Origin of the sequence: Mesorhizobium sp. M7A.F.Ca.CA.001.04.2.1 (assembly GCF_003998485.1) — a bacterium.
Taxonomy (GTDB): Bacteria; Pseudomonadota; Alphaproteobacteria; order Rhizobiales; family Rhizobiaceae; genus Mesorhizobium; species Mesorhizobium ciceri.
On the sequence record NZ_RZQT01000055.1, the window covers coordinates 1 to 16,923 of the forward strand.

General features: G+C 61.9%; 14 protein-coding genes and 1 pseudogene. 12 read left to right on the forward strand and 3 right to left on the reverse strand.

All coding sequences use genetic code 11. From position 1 onward, the window contains the following. From EN955_RS18460 to ftsH, 7 genes and pseudogenes are all read left to right on the forward strand, one after another. On the forward strand, window positions 1-345 hold a 345-nt coding region (locus tag EN955_RS18460; protein WP_164769892.1), incomplete at its 5' end, for an energy transducer TonB. A 40-nt stretch (window positions 346-385) separates the two neighbouring features. Beyond that, window positions 386-1,696: a Tol-Pal system beta propeller repeat protein TolB gene (tolB, locus tag EN955_RS18465; RefSeq protein WP_013529148.1), complete on the forward strand. Its 1,311-nt coding sequence runs from the start codon at window positions 386-388 to the stop codon at window positions 1,694-1,696. Window positions 1,697-1,735: 39 nt separating this feature from the next. Further along, window positions 1,736-2,112: pseudogene (locus EN955_RS18470) on the forward strand (four helix bundle protein). Between the two features lie 244 nt (window positions 2,113-2,356). Further along, complete coding sequence (gene pal, locus EN955_RS18475; RefSeq protein WP_013529149.1) at window positions 2,357-2,863, forward strand: peptidoglycan-associated lipoprotein Pal; 507 nt, start codon at window positions 2,357-2,359, stop codon at window positions 2,861-2,863. Between the two features lie 220 nt (window positions 2,864-3,083). Then, window positions 3,084-4,193, forward strand: coding sequence for a tol-pal system protein YbgF (gene ybgF / locus EN955_RS18480; protein WP_024502924.1), 1,110 nt, complete (start codon window positions 3,084-3,086; stop codon window positions 4,191-4,193). 56 nt (window positions 4,194-4,249) lie between these two features. After that, the gene (gene tilS / locus EN955_RS18485) at window positions 4,250-5,623 is read left to right on the forward strand and encodes a tRNA lysidine(34) synthetase TilS (RefSeq protein ID WP_024502925.1); all 1,374 of its coding nucleotides are present in this window, start codon (window positions 4,250-4,252) and stop codon (window positions 5,621-5,623) included. A gap of 125 nt (window positions 5,624-5,748) precedes the next feature. Continuing rightward, window positions 5,749-7,677: an ATP-dependent zinc metalloprotease FtsH gene (gene ftsH / locus EN955_RS18490; RefSeq protein ID WP_013529152.1), complete on the forward strand. Its 1,929-nt coding sequence runs from the start codon at window positions 5,749-5,751 to the stop codon at window positions 7,675-7,677. A 246-nt stretch (window positions 7,678-7,923) separates the two neighbouring features. Here the strand turns inward: ftsH and EN955_RS18495 are convergent, their stop codons facing one another. After that, window positions 7,924-8,376: a hypothetical protein gene (locus EN955_RS18495; protein ID WP_050580452.1), complete on the reverse strand. Its 453-nt coding sequence runs from the start codon at window positions 8,374-8,376 to the stop codon at window positions 7,924-7,926. Between the two features lie 242 nt (window positions 8,377-8,618). After that, a complete protein-coding gene (locus EN955_RS18500; protein ID WP_024502927.1) occupies window positions 8,619-9,452 on the reverse strand; it encodes a hypothetical protein in 834 nt (277 codons plus the stop codon). Between the two features lie 368 nt (window positions 9,453-9,820). Between EN955_RS18500 and glmM the strand changes: the two genes are divergently transcribed. The 5 genes from glmM (at window position 9,821) to serA (ending at window position 16,372) form a co-directional block, all read left to right on the forward strand. Next, window positions 9,821-11,173, forward strand: coding sequence for a phosphoglucosamine mutase (glmM, locus tag EN955_RS18505; RefSeq protein ID WP_013529155.1), 1,353 nt, complete (start codon window positions 9,821-9,823; stop codon window positions 11,171-11,173). 249 nt (window positions 11,174-11,422) lie between these two features. Then, window positions 11,423-12,259, forward strand: coding sequence for an outer membrane protein (locus tag EN955_RS18510; RefSeq protein ID WP_013529156.1), 837 nt, complete (start codon window positions 11,423-11,425; stop codon window positions 12,257-12,259). 226 nt (window positions 12,260-12,485) lie between these two features. Continuing rightward, window positions 12,486-13,325 (forward strand): outer membrane beta-barrel protein, encoded by an 840-nt coding sequence (locus EN955_RS18515; protein WP_318011902.1) that lies wholly within the window; start codon window positions 12,486-12,488, stop codon window positions 13,323-13,325. A 202-nt stretch (window positions 13,326-13,527) separates the two neighbouring features. Further along, window positions 13,528-14,703 carry a phosphoserine transaminase gene (locus tag EN955_RS18520; protein ID WP_024502928.1) on the forward strand — a complete coding sequence of 392 codons (1,176 nt, stop codon included), beginning with the start codon at window positions 13,528-13,530 and terminating at the stop codon, window positions 14,701-14,703. Window positions 14,704-14,770: 67 nt separating this feature from the next. Then, complete coding sequence (gene serA, locus EN955_RS18525) at window positions 14,771-16,372, forward strand: phosphoglycerate dehydrogenase (RefSeq protein WP_024502929.1); 1,602 nt, start codon at window positions 14,771-14,773, stop codon at window positions 16,370-16,372. Between the two features lie 57 nt (window positions 16,373-16,429). On the opposite strand, the gene EN955_RS18530 is transcribed toward serA, so the two are convergent. Further along, window positions 16,430-16,894 (reverse strand): DUF2231 domain-containing protein, encoded by a 465-nt coding sequence (locus tag EN955_RS18530; RefSeq protein ID WP_013529160.1) that lies wholly within the window; start codon window positions 16,892-16,894, stop codon window positions 16,430-16,432. Window positions 16,895-16,923: the final 29 nt, after the last annotated feature.

Sequence of the window (16,923 nt, forward strand, 5' to 3'; positions counted from 1 at the left end):
ACCCAGCAGGCGTCGCTCGGCGGCGACAAGGACCAAGGTCAGAAGCTTTCCAGGTCCGAAATGGGTGCCCTGGAAAGCCAGCTCGGCGGCTGCTGGACCCTTCCTGTCGGCCTTGAAGGTTCCGAGAACTTCCTCGTCGTGGTGCGGTTCAACCTGGATGCATCCGGTAAGCTGGACGGGCGCCCGGCGGTCGAAAAGTCGAGCGGAAATCGCCAGTTCGACGAAAGTGCCGTTCGTGCGGTGCAAAAATGCGATGTCACCGGCCTGCAAGTTCCCGCCGGCAAGCAGGACATCTGGGCCGACGTCCGCGTCACCTTCGATCCAAGGGAGATGCTCGGCCTCTAAGGCCCTGTCATCCGAAAATCAGTACGAGAAGCGAGAAGACATGAAATCAATCCTCAAGCCGCTCCTGATGGTCGCAGCAATGGCGATGGGCATGACCGCGGCAGGCACGTTGCCGGCGCTGGCGCTCGTCGAGCTCAACGTCAACAAGGGCAACGTCGAGCCGCTGCCGATCGCCATCACGGATTTCCAGGGCGGCGACGCGCTTGGGGCGCAGATTTCGCAGATCGTCACCGCCGATTTGAAGCGTTCGGGTCTGTTCGCTCCGATCGACAAGAGCGCCTTTATCGAGAAAATCACCAACCCCGATGCAGCACCGCGCTTCGACGACTGGAAGGTGATCAACGCGCAGGCGCTGGTCACGGGCAGCGTCAGCAAGGAAGCCGACGGCCGCATCCGCGCCCAGTACCGGTTGTGGGATACCTTTGCCGGCCAGCAGATGGCTGGCGAGCAGTTCTTCGCCAACGATGCCAATCAGAGGCGTGTCGCCCATATCATCGCCGACGCCATCTATGAGCGGCTGACCGGCGAAAAAGGCTATTTCGACACCCGCGTCGTCTTCATCGACGAATCCGGCGCCAAGAATGCGCGCAAGAAGCGCCTCGCGATCATGGACCAGGACGGCGCCAATGTGCGCTATCTCTCGGACGGCAGGTCGATCGTGCTGACGCCGCGTTTCTCGCCGAACCGGCAGGAAATCACCTACATGTCCTATGAAAGCGGCCAGCCGCGGGTGTACCTGCTGCAGATCGAGACCGGCCAACGCGAACTGGTCGGCAATTTCCCAGGCATGACCTTTGCGCCGCGCTTTTCGCCCGATGGCCAGAAGGTGATCATGAGCCTGCTGCGCGACGACGGCAATTCCAACATCTTCGCCATGGACCTGCGCAGCCGCTCGACGACGCGGCTGACCAACTCGACCGCCATCGACACCTCGCCGTCCTATTCGCCCGACGGCAGCAAGGTGGTGTTCACCTCCGACCGTGGCGGCCGCGCGCAGATCTACGTGATGGGCGCCGACGGCTCGGGCCAGACCCGTATCTCCTTTGGCGATGGCGTCTATTCGACACCGGTATGGTCGCCGCGCGGCGACCTGATTGCCTTCACCAAGCAGACCGGCGGCGAATTCCAGATCGGGGTCATGAAGACCGATGGATCGGGTGAGCGCATCCTCTCCTCCGGCTTCCAGCAGGAGGGACCGACCTGGGCGCCGAATGGCCGCGTGCTGATGTTCTTCCGCGATTCCGCCGGTGGCCCCAAACTGGTTTCGGTCGATCTGACCGGACGCAACGAGCAATCGATCCCGACGGCGAACTTCGCTTCGGACCCTGCCTGGTCGCCGCTGCTGGAGTAAGAGACGAACTGAGGAACTGGGGAATTGAAGAACTGAAGAATGGAGAAGGCGGGCGGCCACATCAAGCGTGCGAAGGATCTAGAGGTTTATAAGCGCGCTTATGTGGTCTCTCTTGACGTGCATAAAGCTACGCTCGCCTTCCCGAAAATGGAGCAATACGCACTGGCTGATCAGTTGCGTCGCTCCAGCAAGGGAATCTGCGCCAATTTGGCTGAGGGATTTGCCAAGCAGACTCACTCCAAACCCGAATTCGCGCGGTTCATTTCAATGGCAATGGGTCATGCAGCGAAGTGGAGACGTGGATTTCCTACGCGTTCGACCTTGGATACATCAGCCAGGCACAACACGACGATTGGCTGCGATCCTATGCCCATATCTACGGCATGCTGATCAATCTGAGAGAAAAGCTGAAGTGAATTCTCTCTTCAGTTCCTCAATTCCCCAACTCTTCAATTCCTCTTTTCCATCTCTTTGTCGCGTTTTGGCCGTATTTCCGCCTAGGGTCCGCGCCAACTGTGGCTCATGGCCAATGGCTGCGGACGGGCAGCTTAAACCAAAATTTAACCGTGTTTCTTGAATGCCGGTTAACCCAAACGTGGTTACTGGGTGATCAACGAAATCACTCAAATTAGACCACTCGAATTACGAAGGAGAGGCGGCATGGGCCGTATTGCAGCACTTACCAGAAACCCGGTCATGATCGCGCTGGTGGCGATGCTCGCCATCGCCGGTTGCGCCTCGAAAAAGACGCCGAACAACGCGGCCGATCTTGGCCTTAACGGCGCCGGCGCCGCAACACCCGGATCGGCGCAGGACTTCACCGTCAACATTGGCGACCGCATCTTCTTCGATACGGACTCGACCTCGATCCGTGCCGACGCGCAGACGACGCTCTCGCGCCAGGCACAGTGGCTGAACCAGTACAAGCAGTATGCCATCGTCGTCGAAGGCCATGCCGACGAACGCGGAACGCGCGAATACAATCTGGCGCTCGGCGCCCGCCGCGCAGCCGCTACCCGTGACTTCCTTGTCGCAAAGGGCGTCTCGGCCAGCCGTCTCAAGACCATTTCCTACGGCAAGGAACGTCCGGTCGCGGTTTGCGACGACATCTCTTGCTGGTCGCAGAATCGCCGCGCGGTCACTACGCTTAGCGGCGCTGGCTCCTGAGGCATCATGGACCGGCGCGTCAAAGGACGCGTGGCCGTCTAGCGGTAAAAATGCAACATACTTGTGCGAAAGGCGGCCTTGGGGCCGCCTTTTTCATATCCGGATGCCCGAAACAAAATTTGGCCGAAGTCTCGGCTCCTGCTATGAGCCGAGGGCGCTTGGCTGGTCCCATTCTGATTGGAAGGCGCGAACAAGCTAACGAAATCACTGCGAGAGGCACATGCATTTGAGATCGGTTCTGAGCGGCACGCTTGCGCTGCTGCTCCTATCAGGCGTCACCGCCCTGGCTAGCGGCACCGGGGCGAGCGGCACAGGGCAATCAACCGACAGCGGCTTTACCTTCCATCTTCCCACTATCGAATTGCCCAGCTTTTTTGGTCAAAAGAAGAAACCGGACCAGGTTCAGCTGGTGCAGTCCGATCCTACCGCTGTCACCAGCCTGGAAGAGCAGCTGCGGCAGATGAACGGCAAGATCGAGGAACTCAATTTCCAGGTCCTGCAAATGCAGGAGCAGATCCGCAAGCAGCAGGAAGATAATGAATTCCGCTTCCAGCAGCTGGAAGGTGGCGGCACGCAAGGCGGACAGCCGCCGGCGCAGAAGAAATCGGACGCCACCACCGGCACCGACAACAACGTGGCGGCGGCCCCGGCAACACGGGCGCCGGCCGATGCCGGCGCCGAGCCCGCCAACGATCAATCGGCAGTCGGCAAGACGGTCGAGGACGTCATCGTCGAATCTCCGGATGGCGACCCCGGCAAGGTTATTCCCGGTACGGGAGCGCCGGAAAAGACCTTCGGCAGCATCACCGTCGACAAGAACGGCAATGTCATCGATGCCGGCGGCAACACACAATCGACCGCGCCGGCGCAGGATACCGCGCCAGTCGCCGGGGCGGCGCCCAAGGCCGGCAAATCCGATACGGTGGTCGCGGCGTTGCCCGCCACCAACAATCCGGAAGAACTCTACCGCAACTCATACCAGTTCATCCTCTCGGGCGACTACGGCACCGCCGAGCAGGGTTTTCGCGACCACATCGCCCGCTTCCCCAAGGATGCGAAGGCCGCGGATGCGCATTACTGGCTGGGCGAGTCATTGCTCGGCCAGCAGAAATACCGCGATGCGGCCGAGACGTTCCTTGCCGCCAGCAAGGACTACCCCAAGGCCAAGAAAGCTCCCGACATGTTGCTGAAGCTCGGCGTGTCGCTGGTCGGCCTCAAGCAGCATGACGTTGCCTGCGCCACTTTCAGCGAGGTCGGCAAGCGCTACCCCGATATTTCCAGCGCGCTCAAGGAACGCGTCAAGCAGGAGAAGGCTCTGGCTGCCTGCTGATCCTTGTCATACATGTCGTTGTCCTGAACCGGGATCACTTTTGGGCGACATGCATTATGCTCGACACCGAGCCGGACCTTTCGACTAACCCTTTTTCGCGTATCGATTTTACCAGCGGCGCTGTTGCGGCCGTGTCCGGCGGCAGCGACTCGACCGCCCTGCTCCTTCTTCTCAAACACCATCTCGAACGTAGGGCGCCGGCAACCAGGCTGCTGGCGGTGACGATCGACCACGGTTTGCGGTCCGGTTCGGCTGCGGAAGCGCAAACAGTGGCGAAGCTGTGCGCCAGGATCGGAATTTCACACCGCATCCTGACATGGTCGGGTCCAAAGCCATCGACCGGTCTGCCCGCCGCCGCTCGCGAGGCGCGCTACCGGCTGCTAGCCGAGGCGGCACAAGCGGAAGGCATCGGCATGATCCTCACCGGCCATACCGCCGACGACCAGGCGGAAACGGTGCTGATGCGGCACGCGCGGGACGCGGGCCAAGGCCATGCCGGCATGGCCGGCCGGGGACTTGCCGGCATGGCGCCGGCCACCCTCTATGACTGGCGCATCTGGATCGTGCGGCCGCTCCTCGGCGTGCGGCGCGCGGTATTGCGCGACGTCCTGCGCCGTCAAAATGTCGGCTGGGCTGACGATCCGACCAATGTCGACGCGGCTTTCGAGCGGCCGCGTGTGCGGGCCGCACTTGCCGGCGAGAGTGTCGAGCATGTGAAGGGCATGTTGATGCTCGCGGGCCAGGCCGCCCTCGAGCGCAGGCAGCTTGGCGCCAGCGCAGCCGATTTGATCGATGGCTTCGCCAGCCAGCCAGCCATCGGCCTCATCCGCCTCGACCCGTGCCTGCTCTCCTCCGGTGACGAGCAGGCGGCCGTCTATGCGTTGCGCATCCTTCTGGCCACGACCGGCGGGATTGCCTTCCTGCCGGATCAGGCCCGCAGCGAGGCTCTGTTCGGGCGGCTGAGGGCTGGATTTCTTTGCGCCACATTGTCGCGGACGGTTGTCGATTCCCGGCGCTCCGGCATATTCCTGCGCCGCGAGGCGCGCGGACTGCCCGCCGCCGCTGCCGCCACCGGCAGCACCCTGTGGGACGGCCGCCGGCACATCACATTGAACGACAGCAGCAGCGCATTGTTGATTGCCCCGTTAGGCGCGGCAGCGGCGAAGCGGCTGGCGACGGGTGAAGGAAAAACCCCGTCGAGCCTGATGCGCGCCGCGCTCGCGGCCGAACCGGCGGTGTGGCAGGCCGGTGAATGCCTTGGTTTGCCTGGATATGGACTGAAGTCCGCGACGGTGGAAGCGCGGCCGGTCGTTGCCCCCTTCGGCCGCTTCCTGCCATCCTTCGACCTAGCGCCGGCGCGGGCCGTCGCCGGGCTGATCGGCGCGGCCCCGGTCCCGCCCTTGCCTTTCAGCGGCCACAGTGCCGGCTGAGGGTTGCGCGAAAGCTTAACCCAGACGTGCTGTTCTGCTTGGCAAGGGGGGACGCTCTCCCTATGTTAGGCGCAAGTTTCCTCTCATGACGCGTGTCTGCCTCGCGGACGCCAACGGGACAATTGATGAATCCGAACTATCGCAACCTCGCGCTTTGGGCGATCATAGCGGTCCTGCTCATAGCCCTGTTCAATCTGTTCCAGACGCCGCAGACGCGAGGGGCTTCCAGCGATGTGCCTTATTCGCAGTTCCTGCAGGATGTCGCGGCGGGGCGGGTCAAGACGGTGACCATTGCTGGCGCTCGTATCAGCGGCACCTACACCGACAATTCCAGCGGTTTCCAGACCTATTCGCCCGGCGATCCTTCGCTGGTCTCGCGGCTGCAGGACAAGAACGTCACCATCAATGCACGGCCTGAAACGGACGGTTCCAATTCGCTGTTCGGCTATTTGATCTCCTGGCTGCCGATGATCCTCATCCTCGGCGTCTGGATATTCTTCATGCGCCAGATGCAGTCCGGCTCCGGCCGCGCGATGGGCTTCGGCAAATCGAAGGCCAAGCTGCTCACCGAAGCGCATGGCCGCGTCACTTTCCAGGACGTTGCCGGCGTCGACGAAGCCAAGGAAGATCTGGAAGAGATCGTCGAGTTCCTGCGCGATCCGCAGAAGTTCCAGCGGCTCGGCGGCAAGATTCCGCGCGGCGTGCTGCTCGTCGGCCCTCCGGGAACCGGCAAGACGCTGCTCGCGCGCTCGGTTGCCGGCGAAGCCAATGTGCCGTTCTTCACCATTTCCGGTTCTGACTTCGTCGAGATGTTCGTCGGCGTCGGTGCAAGCCGCGTCCGCGACATGTTCGATCAGGCCAAGAAGAACGCGCCCTGCATCATCTTCATCGACGAAATCGATGCAGTCGGCCGTCATCGCGGCGCCGGACTCGGCGGCGGCAATGACGAACGCGAGCAGACGCTGAACCAGCTGCTGGTCGAGATGGACGGCTTCGAATCCAACGAAAGCATCATCCTGATCGCAGCCACCAACCGGCCCGACGTGCTCGATCCGGCGCTGCTCCGGCCAGGCCGCTTCGACCGCCAGGTCGTGGTGCCGAACCCTGACATCGTCGGCCGCGAGAAGATCCTCAAGGTGCATGTGCGCAACGTGCCGCTGGCGCCCAATGTCGACCTCAAGGTGATCGCGCGCGGCACGCCTGGCTTCTCCGGCGCCGACCTGATGAACCTCGTCAACGAATCCGCGCTGATGGCGGCACGACGCAACAAGCGCCTCGTCACCATGGCTGAATTCGAGGACGCCAAGGACAAGATCATGATGGGCGCCGAGCGCCGCTCGTCGGCCATGACGCAGGCCGAGAAGGAGCTGACCGCCTACCATGAGGCCGGCCACGCCATCCTCGCGCTCAACGTGCCGTCGGCCGATCCGCTGCACAAGGCCACCATCATCCCGCGCGGCCGTGCGCTCGGCATGGTCATGCAGTTGCCCGAAGGCGACCGCTATTCGATGAGCTACAAATACATGATCTCGCGGCTCGCCATCATGATGGGCGGCCGTGTCGCCGAGGAGTTCAAGTTCGGCAAGGAGAACATCACCTCCGGAGCTTCTTCGGATATCGAGCAGGCGACCAAGCTGGCGCGTGCCATGGTCACGCGCTGGGGCTTTTCCGACAAGCTCGGCCATGTCGCCTATGGCGACAACCAGGAAGAAGTGTTCCTTGGCCATTCGGTGGCGCGCACGCAGAACGTCTCGGAAGAAACGGCGCAGATCATCGACGCCGAAGTGCGCCGCCTGATCGATGAGGCCTATTCGTCGGCGAAGTCCATCCTGACCAAGAAGAAGAAGGAATGGATCGCGCTGGCTCAGGGCCTGCTGGAATACGAGACGCTGTCCGGCGAGGAGATCAAGCAGTTGATCGCCGGCCACAAGCCCGCACGCGACCTCGGCGACGATACGCCGCCAAGTCGTGGCTCGGCCGTGCCGAAGTCCGGCGGCCGCCGCAAGAAGGGTCCTGAGCCCGAAGGCGGTATGGAACCACAGCCGTCGAGCTGAGTTCGGCCACCGATTTCATCGAACGCCGCGGCTTGCTCCGCGGCGTTCTTTGTTTTTGGCGTTGGGGAGGAGTTGTCCGCGACCTCGCATCTGCGACGGTGACGATTGGCGAAAGCCTAGGTGATAGCCAATCTCCCCCACAAGGGGGAGATTGGCAACGTCGCCGCTGGCGTGCCCTCGAAGGCAACAAAAAGGCCCGCGAACCCTGCGGTTCGCAGGCCTTCTCTTCTTCAGATGTCTTGTCGCTCAGCTCTTCAGCTTGGCATTGCACAGGCTGTAATAACCGCCGCCCTTCTGGATCCAGCGAAGGCCGTTCAACGTGCCCGCGTCCTTGTTGCCATGGTAGCCTTGGAGACAGGTCTTCATGCGCGCCTTCGCGGGCTTTTCGGTCTTGAACTCGGCGGCCAGCGTGGTCGGAAATGTCACGCCCGCGGGCGCTACAGTGGGGGCGACCGCCGCGTTGGTTTCTTTTTTCGTCTGCGGCTCGGTTTTGACCGTATCCTCGCTGACACTGTCCGCTGCTGATGTCGCGCACTTCTCCTTGCGAAAAGCCGTCCAGTCCATGCCGTTCAGAGTGCCGCCTTCCTTGGCTGTTCGATAGGTCTCGCCGCATTCCTTCATCGTCAGTGCGCTTGCGGGGGCGACGCTCCAAGCGACAAATGCGGTCGCAGCCAATACCGCCAATTTCAAACCGTGCATAAGACCCTCCTGGTTGATAATAAGTTTGACGTCTTTTTGTATATGGTTTGTTCTCTATATGTTCAACCAGAATCTTTACGGACTTCCGATGAGCTTGGCGGTGGGCAGTGTAGGCGAATTGATGATGCCGGCAGCCCGGCGACGTGCAGATGCGAGCAAGGCAGTGTGCGTCTTCGCGCAACAAAAAAGGCCCGCGCATCTTGCGATGCGCGGGCCTTTGTTTGGAGACTATGGCTAAGCGATCAGCTCTTCAGCTTGGCGTTGCACAGGCTGTAGAAGCCGCCGCCCTTCTGGATCCACTTCAGGCCGCCAAGCGAATTGGCGTCCTTGAGGGCATAGTACTGGTCGAGGCAGGTGTGCATACGGCCCTTTCCGGGGGTCTCGCTGGTATATTTCGGCGAGATCGCGGACGGGAAGGTGACGCCCTTGGGCGCAGCCGTCGTCGGCTTCGCCGGCTCCTTGGTGTAGCTCGCCTCGTCGGCGGCCGGCACGGTGTCGTCATCCGAGGCGGCTGCGCCGCACTCGGTCTTGCGGAAGTCGTTCCACTTCATGCCGTTCAGCGTGTTGGCCGTCTTGGCGGCCTGATACTTGGTGCTGCATTCGGCCATGCTCAGGCCCTTGCCGCCATTGTCTGCGGGAGCGGCGGGAGCCGCGGCGGCCTTGGTGGTCGCCGGCTTGGCGGCGGCAGCGGCGGATGCACCGGCGGCGCATTCGGATTTGCGGAAGTCGTTCCACTTCATGCCGTTCAGCGTGCCGGCAGCCTTCGCCGCCTGATACTTGGTGCTGCATTCCTTCGCCGTCAGGCCCTTGGCCGTGCTGTCGTCCGACGCGGCAGCCTTCGTGGTGTTGGTCGCTTTCTTGGCATCGGCCGGCTTGGCGTCGGTCGTCGCTGTGGCGTCGGTGCCGCACTGAGCCTTGCGGAACTGGTTCCAAGTCGCTCCGGCCAGTGTCCCCGCATCCTTGGCGGCGTTATACTTCGTGCTGCACTCGGCCATCGTCAGTGCGTTGGCTGGCGCGGCCAGGAACAAGGTCGCGACGGCGAGGCCGGTCAAAGTGGCAAGTCGGTGGATGAGCATAGCGTTTCTCCGTTGCAGCAGCCCATGATACGTCCCTGCAAATCAATAACGCTCAACGGTCGGTTGCGCCAGATGCTAAGTGGCGTATATATCGCCGAAAATCGGCTTCTCCCGATAAGGTGATGAAATCGTTGTCCGTTGCCTGGTTCAGAGCAAGATTTTCCTGGTGCATCCGCGCTGAAAGGCTCGAATGACTTGTATATTGCAGCATGGCAGTCTGGGCATGTCAGGTTGCGGCCACGTTGTGTGCAGTGCACAACAATGGTTTTCTAAGGATTGGTAACGTATAATCACACAATGTGATCATAGCGCCCTGGCCACTTGTGGCATGACGTGCCGGGGAAGAAACGTCGAGGAAGCTGACTGGCATGGCAGGGAATTATTTCGGCACGGACGGCATTCGCGGACGCGCCAACAAGTTTCCGATGACCGCTGAAATCGCGATGCGGGTCGGCATGGCCGCCGGCCTTTCTTTCCAGCGCGGCAGCCATCGACATCGTGTCGTGCTCGGCAAGGACACCAGGCTTTCCGGTTATATGATCGAGAATGCCATGGTCGCCGGTCTTTGTGCCGCCGGCATGGACGTGTTCCTGCTCGGCCCGATCCCGACGCCGGCTGTCGCCATGCTGGTGCGTTCGCTGCGCGCCGATATCGGCGTCATGATCTCGGCCTCGCACAACCCTTATTACGACAACGGCATCAAGCTGTTCGGACCCGACGGCTACAAGCTCTCCGACGAGATCGAGGAGCGCATCGAGAGCATGCTCGACAGGGATATCGAACTGGCGCTCGCCGATTCCGACGGGCTTGGCCGCGCCAAGCGCGTCGACGGCGTGCATGACCGCTACATCGAATTCGCCAAGCGCACCTTGCCGCGCTCGATGTCGCTCGCGGGCTTGAGGATCGTCGTCGATTGCGCCAATGGCGCGGCCTACAAGGTGGCGCCCGAGGCGCTGTGGGAACTGGGCGCCGAAGTCGTCGCCATCAATGTCGAGCCCAACGGCTTCAACATCAACAAGGAATGCGGCTCGACCCACCCGGCCGGCCTGCAAAAGAAGGTGCACGAAGTGCGCGCCGATATCGGCATCGCGCTCGATGGCGACGCCGATCGCGTCGTCATCGTCGATGAAAACGGCGCGATCGTCGATGGTGACCAGATCATGGCGCTGATCGCCGAATCCTGGCACCAGAGCGGGCGGCTCGCCGGCGGCGGTGTCGTCTCAACCGTCATGTCCAATCTGGGCCTCGAACGCTTCCTCGGCGACATGAAGCTGCAATTGCACCGGACCAAGGTCGGCGACCGTTATGTCGTCGAGCATATGCGCGCGCACGGGCTGAATGTCGGCGGCGAACAGTCGGGCCATATCGTGCTGTCCGACTTTTCGACCACCGGCGACGGCCTGGTTTCGGCGCTGCAGGTGCTGGCCTGCATCAAGCGGCAGGGCCGGCCGGTCAGCGAACTGTCGAAGAAATTCGAACCCGTGCCGCAACTCCTGAAGAACGTTCACATTTCCGGCGGCAAGCCGCTCGAGGAGGCGCCGGTCAAGGCCGCCATCGAAGACGCGCGTAGCCGGCTCGGCAAGACCGGACGGCTGGTTATCCGGCCATCCGGGACAGAGCCGCTGATCCGCGTGATGGCCGAGGGCGACGACCCGCAACTGGTCGAGTCCGTGGTGAATGGCATCGTGGACATCATCTCGGAAACGCGCAGCGCCGCCTGACCCCCACAGCGCCCGGCAGGACGTCGTCGCCTGAACCTGTCCAAGGCCCGCCTCTCGGCGGGCTTTTTCTTGTCGGCTCCCAGTCTGTTCGCTGTTCGGAAATCTCGCGCCGGTCCCCAGAAGCTTCGAGATTCGTGGTTAAGCAACAGGGTTAAACGCCTTTTAACCTTTGCAATTCATTATCCACGACTGAAAGCCAATCGCATTTCGGGCGGGTTTGCCGTTCCGAGCTTCTCAGGGGTGACAAGCATGTTCAAGACAGCAAGAAAGGCCCTGCTCGCCTTACTGTTCGCAGGCCTGGCGGGGCCGTTGTTCGCGGCCGACCTGCCGGAACCGATCGTCGAAGAGGCTCCGCCTCAGGCCGTCTACGAGCAGCCGGTAGAAGTCGGCGGCTGGTATATCCGTGGCGACATCGACTATCACAAGTCGACCGTGCGCGGCATCGACTATATGACCTACACCGTCGATCCCTGTAACTGTACGGTTACGCCCGGCACCAGAAGCTTCGATTTCGGCAAGCTCAAGGGCGGTTTCTCGCTCGGCGCCGGCGTCGGCTACAAGATCAACGATCACTTCCGGACCGATTTGACCGCCGACTATTGGTTCAAGTCGAACTTCAACGGCGGCACCTCGGACATCAACGGTACTTCGACCGAAGTATCGAAGATGAGCGCCCTGCTACTGCTTGCCAACGCCTATGTCGATCTCGGCACCTACCATGGCATCACGCCTTACGTTGGCGCCGGCATCGGCGGCGCCCGCGTCAAGTGGGATGATGTCTACGACCCGAACACCACCGAGTTCAATCCCGGCAGATCAAGCTGGCGTTTCGCCTACGGTCTGATGGCCGGCGCTTCGTACTGCCTGACCGACAAGATCATTCTTGATGCCGGCTACCGCTTCTCCCATATCCAGGGCGGCCGCATGTTTGACTGGAACATCACCAGCTCCGGTCCCGGCTTCGATCGTGGCATCAACACACACGAAGTGCGCGGTGGCCTGCGTTACCAGTTCGGTGGCAACAACGGTTGCGCCGCGCCGGTCGTTGCCTACCAGCCCGAACCCGAGCCGATCTACACCAAGTAACAGCATCTACATTACTTGAATTCTTCACAAACCGCCCGGCCTCAAGCCGGGCGGTTTTTCGTTGGCCGCCTGGAATCGACAGGGGAAATGAATTCGCTAACGCTCTGTTAGCCTTAACCGCCACTTAACCACTATGGTTAACAATGCTCCTTGAAACGATGGCTGCCGCTGCGATTGCGGGCTGCGCCAAATTCGGGAGTCGGGGACCATGAAACTTACATCGCGTATGGCGCTGGCGCTCGGTGCACTAGCCCTCCTGCCGCTGACGCCGGTGCACGCGGCCGACTACGATCCGCCGATCTATGTCGACCAGGCGCCCGACTACGTCCCGGTCGAGGTCGGCTCCGGCTGGTATCTGCGCGGTGATCTCGGCTATGCCTTCAACAAGCCCTATGAATTTTCGGAAACTCCGGCCGGTCTGGTTACGGATACCAGCCCGCTGTCTGGTTCGATAGGTATGGGCTACCATTTCAACGATTACTTCCGTGGTGAATTGAATTTCGGTCTGCTGCCGACAAGCAAATTCGCCAGCAAATTCGACAGTACTTGCGATGGAACGCAGACGGTGACTGTCACCAGCGGTGGCAGCACAAGCGCGTTCGCCGGCCCAAGCACCCGTGGATGCGAAGGCTCCAACGACGGCAACAACAAGGCCTACGATGTGATGGCCAGCGCCTTTGTCGACCTGGGCACTTATGTCGGCTTCACGCCCTATGTCGGAGGCGGTGTCGGCATAGCGTACAGCACCTACAAGTACGCTCAAGGCGCTCGCAACTGTCAGAATTCATCGACAACATCAGGTACAACCACGACCATCTTTGAATGCGACGATCCAAATGGCTATGATGGGACGACGCAGTCGGAGAAGCAGTTCAGCTTCGCCTATACGCTCGGCGCCGGCTTTGCTTATCAGGTCAGCAAGAATGTTGCAGTCGATGTCGGCTATCAATACACGGCTCTGCCTTCCGCGAAATACGTGACAGCAGACGCTGTCGGCAACCCTGAGTTCAAAAAGGGGCTCGATTATCATCAGGTCAAGGTCGGGCTACGCTACGATCTCTGGTAGGCGCGGCGAGTACGAGGACCAGGACGGCGGATCTTTCGGGATCCGCCGTTTGCGTTTGAAGTCACGACATCCTGATCAGGGATCGCCGGTATCCCGGCAACGACAAAAACTTTCCTCTTGACGCCTGAAGCCCGAACGAATATCGCCGTCCGTGGGCCACCCCTCCCCAACGAGGGGCCACTATCTGGAAGGATAGACCACGATGACGACGCATACGAAGCCCGGACTCCGTCCGGCAAACCCCAATTTCTCCTCAGGTCCCTGCGCAAAGCGCCCCGGCTGGTCGGTCGAGGCGCTGAAGGCTGCCGCGCTCGGCCGTTCCCACCGCGCCAAGATCGGCAAGACCAAGCTCGAACAGGCGATCGAGCTGACGCGGGAGATTCTCCAGGTCCCGGCGGGTTACCGCATCGGCATCGTGCCGGCGTCGGACACCGGTGCGGTCGAGATGGCGCTGTGGTCGCTGCTCGGCGAGCGCGGCGTCGACATGGTTGCCTGGGAGAGCTTTGGCTCCGGCTGGGTCACCGACGTGGTCAAGCAATTGAAGCTCGCCGACGTGCGCAAGATCGAAGCCGGCTACGGCGAGCTGCCTGATCTCACCAAGATCGATTTCGACCGCGATGTGGTGTTCACCTGGAACGGCACCACGTCGGGCGTTCGCGTGCCGAACGGCGATTTCATTCCCGCGGACCGCAAGGGCCTGACCGTCTGCGATGCGACTTCCGCCGCATTCGCGCAGAGGCTCGACTTCGAAAAACTCGATGTCGTCACTTTCTCCTGGCAAAAGGTGCTGGGCGGCGAGGGCGCTCACGGCATGCTGATCCTGTCGCCTCGCGCCGTCGAGCGGCTGGAAACCTACAAGCCCTCATGGCCGCTGCCGAAAATTTTCCGCCTGACCTCAGGCGGCAAGCTGATCGAAGGTATCTTCAAGGGCGAGACCATCAACACGCCCTCAATGCTGTGCGTCGAGGATTACCTCGATGCGCTCAACTGGGCGAAGTCGACCGGCGGCCTCGACGCGCTGATCGCCAGGGCGGATGCCAATGCGGCCGTCCTCGATCGCTTTGTCGGCAAGTCCTCCTGGCTCGGTCATCTCGCCGTCCAGCCGGCGACACGGTCGAACACGTCCGTCTGCCTGTCCTTCACCGATCCGGACGTGTCCGCACTCGATGCCGACGGGCAGGCGGCCTTCGCCAAGGGGCTGGTGTCGGTGCTCGACAAGGAAGGCGTCGCCTATGATATCGGTGCCTATCGCGACGCACCGCCCGGCCTGCGCATCTGGTGCGGCGCGACGGTCGAGACGTCGGATCTCGAAGCGCTGCTGCCCTGGCTCGACTGGGCATTCGCCGCACAGAAGGCGTCGCTCAAAGCGGCGGCCTGAGATCGTTCGCGGCGGCCTTCGGGCCGCCCACTCCCATCAGGATCAAATCCACTTCAAGGAGGCCGCCATGGCGCCCCGCGTTCTCGTCTCAGACAAACTCTCCCCCACCGCCGTGCAAATCTTCAAGGATCGTGGCGTCGAGGTCGACTATCTGCCCGATCTCGGCAAGGACAAGGATAAGCTCGCCGAAGTGATCGGCCAGTATGATGGCCTCGCCATCCGCTCGGCGACCAAGGTCACCGAAAAGCTGATCAACGCCGCTACCAATCTCAAAGTCATCGGCCGCGCCGGCATCGGCGTCGACAATGTCGATATCCCGGCGGCAAGCCGCAAGGGCATCATCGTGATGAACACGCCCTTCGGCAACTCGATCACCACAGCCGAACATGCGGTGGCGATGATCTTTGCGCTGGCGCGCCAGATCCCTGAAGCCAACGCCTCGACCCATGCCGGCAAATGGGAAAAGAACCGCTTCATGGGCGTCGAGATCACCGGCAAGACGCTGGGCGTCATCGGCTGCGGCAACATCGGTTCGATCGTCGCGACGCGCGGCGTTGGCCTCAAGATGCACGTCATCGCCTTCGATCCGTTCCTGTCGGACAGCCGTGCCGAGGAGCTTGGCGTCGACAAGGTCGAGCTCGACGAGCTGTTCGCCCGCGCCGATTTCATCACCCTGCACACGCCGCTGACCGACAAGACGCGCAACATCATCGATGCCGCGGCGATCGCCAAGATGAAGAAGGGCGTGCGCATCATCAATTGCGCACGCGGCGGTCTGATCGTCGAGGCCGATCTGGTCGCAGCGCTGAAGAGCGGCAAGGTGGCCGGCGCCGGGGTCGACGTCTTCGAGGTCGAACCGGCCGAGAACAACGAACTGTTCGGCATGGAGAATGTGGTGGCGACGCCGCATCTCGGCGCCTCGACGACGGAGGCCCAGGAGAATGTCGCGCTGCAGGTTGCCGAGCAGATGGCCGACTATCTGATCAAGGGCGCCGTCTCCAACGCCATCAACATGCCGTCGATCACCGCCGAGGAGGCGCCGCGGCTGAAGCCGTTCGTCAAGCTCGCCGAGGTGCTCGGCGCCTTTGTCGGCCAGGTCACCGAGGATCCGATCAAGGAGGTGGAGATCCTGTTCGACGGCTCGACCGCGACGATGAACACGCGCGCGCTGATCAGTGCAGCACTCGCCGGGCTGATCCGGCCTCAGGTCTCGGACGTCAACATGGTGTCGGCGCCGATCATGGTGAAGGAGCGCGGCATCATCGTGGCCGAGGTCAAGCGCGACAAGTCGGGCGTGTTCGACGGCTATATCAAGCTGACGGTGAAGACCGAGCACATGACGCGCTCGATCGCCGGCACATGCTTCTCGGATGGCAAGCCACGCTTCATCCAGATCAAGGGCATCAACCTCGATGCCGAGGTCGGCCAGCACATGCTCTACACCACCAATGCGGACGCGCCGGGCATCATCGGCCTGCTCGGCACCGTCTGCGGCGAGAATGGCGTCAACATCGCCAACTTCCAGCTCGGCCGCAACCGGCCGGGCGGCGATGCCATAGCGCTGCTCTATCTCGACGCGCCGTTCCCGGAAGCCGTGCTGGAAAAGGTCAAGGCGCACAAGTCGATCGACTCGGCCAAGCGGCTGCAGTTCGACGTCAACGCGATGTGATTGAGGACAGGCGGTCGCCGACCCACCTCGTTGACGCCGGCCGCCGCGGCGGCCGGTTCATGTCAACTCGTCCGAGCCATCGGAAACACCCACGCGATGTCGGTAGACCAGTTCCCAGCCCTTCCAGCCCGTAAACAGCAGGATGAGAACCACGATCAGCGATAGGACGATGCCGGTTGGCATCACGGCCGCCGCTCCGCCGGCATACCGCGAGTACCAGTTGTAAAGCTCGATCAACACGACGAGTACATTGCCGCCGGCATGGAGCCATGCCGTCGTGAGATTGCGGACCTGAACATCGCCGAGAACGTCCGTCAAGCCAGCAAGCGCGGCCAGGGCAGCCATGATCAGGCCTGCGCCGAGAAGCCAAAGCGACCCGGTGACCCATCCGGGATCGGCTGTTCGCCAGAAGATAAGGTCGCAAACGAAGGTGCCGACAAAAAAGGCAATCGGAAACGGAATCAGCATCGGGTGGATAGGGTGACCAGCAATGCTTGCCGTGCTGCGAGGGTTGTGGCTCATCATGTCGCCTCCCTGGCGTTCAAACTCCG